Annotated in this window: 3 protein-coding genes; all 3 read right to left on the bottom strand. The window is 70.3% G+C overall.

Features of this window, described 5'->3' with window-relative positions; translation table 11 throughout:
- Nucleotides 1-477, bottom strand: a 477-nt coding sequence (locus tag Q0C81_RS09320; protein ID WP_291836795.1) for a CheR family methyltransferase, incomplete at its 3' end; no start/stop codon positions are given.
- Nucleotides 474-935, bottom strand: coding sequence for a chemotaxis protein CheW (locus Q0C81_RS09315; protein WP_291836793.1), 462 nt, complete (start codon nt 933-935; stop codon nt 474-476). The genes Q0C81_RS09315 and Q0C81_RS09320, both read right to left, overlap by 4 nt.
- Nucleotides 936-938: 3 nt before the next feature.
- On the bottom strand, nt 939-2227 hold a 1289-nt coding region (locus Q0C81_RS09310), incomplete at its 5' end, for a chemotaxis protein CheA (RefSeq protein WP_291836791.1).

Genomic DNA, 2227 nt, shown 5'->3' with positions numbered 1-2227 from the left:
GTCGATGTCGGTGGCCAGGATCTTCACGTCCAGCTCGGCCGCCTCGGGCAGGGTCTGGAGCACGGTCAGGGCCATCGAATAGGGCTCCTGCCCGTTCGAACAGGCGGCCGACCACAGCCGCACCCGGCCGCCGGCGCGGGCGCGCTCGGCCAGGCGGGGCATCACCTTGTCCCGGAGATGATCGAAATGGTGCGGCTCGCGGTAGAAGCGGGTGACGTTGGTGGTCAGGGCCGCGGTCATCAGCTGACGCTCGTCCACCCCGTCCACGCCGTCGATCAGGGCGCAATACTCACGGAAGCTGCGCAGGCCGAGCACGCGCAGGCGCTTGGCCAGGCGCGAATAGACCAGCGCGGCCTTGCCCTCGCCCAGCGCGATGCCGGCGTAGGAATGCAGGGTGTGGGCGATGTGGCGGAAGTCTTCCGGCGTGAGGACGAACTCGCCCTCCACCATCGACGACGCCCCGGCGGCGGACGTCATGCGGCTTCGGCTTCCGTTTCCGGCAGGATCATATCCAGCTCGATCAGGCTGATCATGCGGCCTTCCAGGGCGAAGATGCCCTTCACGAAGGTGCGCACGTCGTCGCTGGCCACGTCGGGGGTCGGCTGCACGGCGCCGTCGGTCAGCTGGATGATGTCCGAGACGGCGTCGACCAGCAGGCCCACGGTGCGGCCGCCGATGTGGGCCACCATGATGACGTGGCGCGCGGTCGGGTCCGAGGTGCTGAGGCCGAAGCGGGCCCCCAGATCGACGATCGGCAGCACGGCCCCGCGCAGGTTGATGACGCCCTTCATATAGCCGGGGGACCGGGGCAGCGGGGTGGCGGGGGTCCAGCCGCGGATCTCGCGCACCGACATGATGTCGACGCAGAATTCCTGCTCGCCGATACGGAAGGCGATCAGTTCACGGACAGCGGCGTTGGTTTGCACTTCGGTCATGGATCAGCTCGCGAGCTTGAGTTCGGGACCCGCCGCGCGGCGACGGGCGTTGGCGACGATGGCGTCCACATCGAGGATCAGGGCGACGCGGCCGTCGCCGAGAATGGTGGCGGCGGCGACCCCGGGGACCTGCTGGTAGTTGGTCTCCAGGCTCTTGATGACGACCTGTCGCTGGCCCTGGATGGCGTCGACCATCAGGGCGGCGCGGGCGCCGGATTCGGTTTCGACGACCAGGGCCACACCCTGACCGGGCGGGACCGGCGTGTCCCGGAAGCCCATGACCTGGGCCACGTCGACCAGCGGCACGAAGCTGTCGCGGAAGCGGATGACCGCGTCGCGGCCGCCGACGTAATGCACGTCCTCGGCGCGGGGGGTCAGGCTCTCGACGATATTGGTCAGCGGGGCGACCAGGGTCTGTTCGGCGGCGCCGACGACCATGCCGTCCAGCACGGCCAGCGTCAGCGGCAGGCTGAGGGTGAAGGTCGAGCCCTTGCCCGGGATCGAGCTGATGGAGATTCGGCCGCCCAGCGCCTGGATGGAGCGCTTGACCACGTCCATGCCCACGCCGCGGCCCGAGACGTCCGTGATCGTCTCGGCGGTCGAGAAGCCGGGCAGGAAGATCAGGTTGTCGACCTCCTCGTCGGTCAGGACGGCGTCCTCGGCGATCAGGCCGCGGCTGACGGCGATGCCCCTGACGCGTTCGCGGTTGATGCCGCGGCCGTCGTCGCTGATCTCGATGACGATGCGGCCCGAGCGGTGCAGGGCGGCCAGGTGGACCACGCCCTCGGGGCTCTTGCCGGCGGCCTCGCGGTCCGCGGGCGTCTCCAGCCCGTGGTCGATGGCGTTGCGCAGCATGTGGGTGATGGGCTCGGCCAGGCGTTCGACCACGGTCTTGTCGACCTCGGTGTCCTCGCCGGCGGTGACCAGCTTGACCCGCTTGCCGGTCATGTCGGCGACTTCGCGGACCAGGCGCGGCATGCGCTGGAACACCGATTTCACCGGCTGGGCCCGGATAGCCATGACGCTGTCCTGGATCTCGCGGGTCAGCAGCTCCAGGTCTTCCAGACCCATGAGCACGCCCGAGGAGCGCGTGAGGCCGCTTTCGGCGACGCGCTGGGCCAGCATGGCCTGCTGGATGACCAGTTCGCCGACGACGTTGATCAGGCGGTCGACGCGGTCCAGGTCGACGCGGATGGTGACGGGGGCCACCGCCGGCGGAGCGGACGGCGCGTTGGCGGCGGCGGGCGCGGCGACCGGCGGGGCGGCCCGAGCGGCGGCCAGGGGCGCAACCG

Origin of the sequence: Brevundimonas sp., assembly GCF_023259385.1 — a bacterium.
GTDB lineage: Bacteria > Pseudomonadota > Alphaproteobacteria > Caulobacterales > Caulobacteraceae > Brevundimonas.
Note: the sequence above shows the minus strand (reverse complement) of the source record. Positions and strands in the feature narration are given on the sequence as shown.

Coding starts and splice junctions, on each gene's coding strand:
- Q0C81_RS09315 (WP_291836793.1), bottom strand. CDS start 935: ATGACCGAAGTGCAAACCAACGCCGCTGTCCGTGAACTGATCGCCTTC.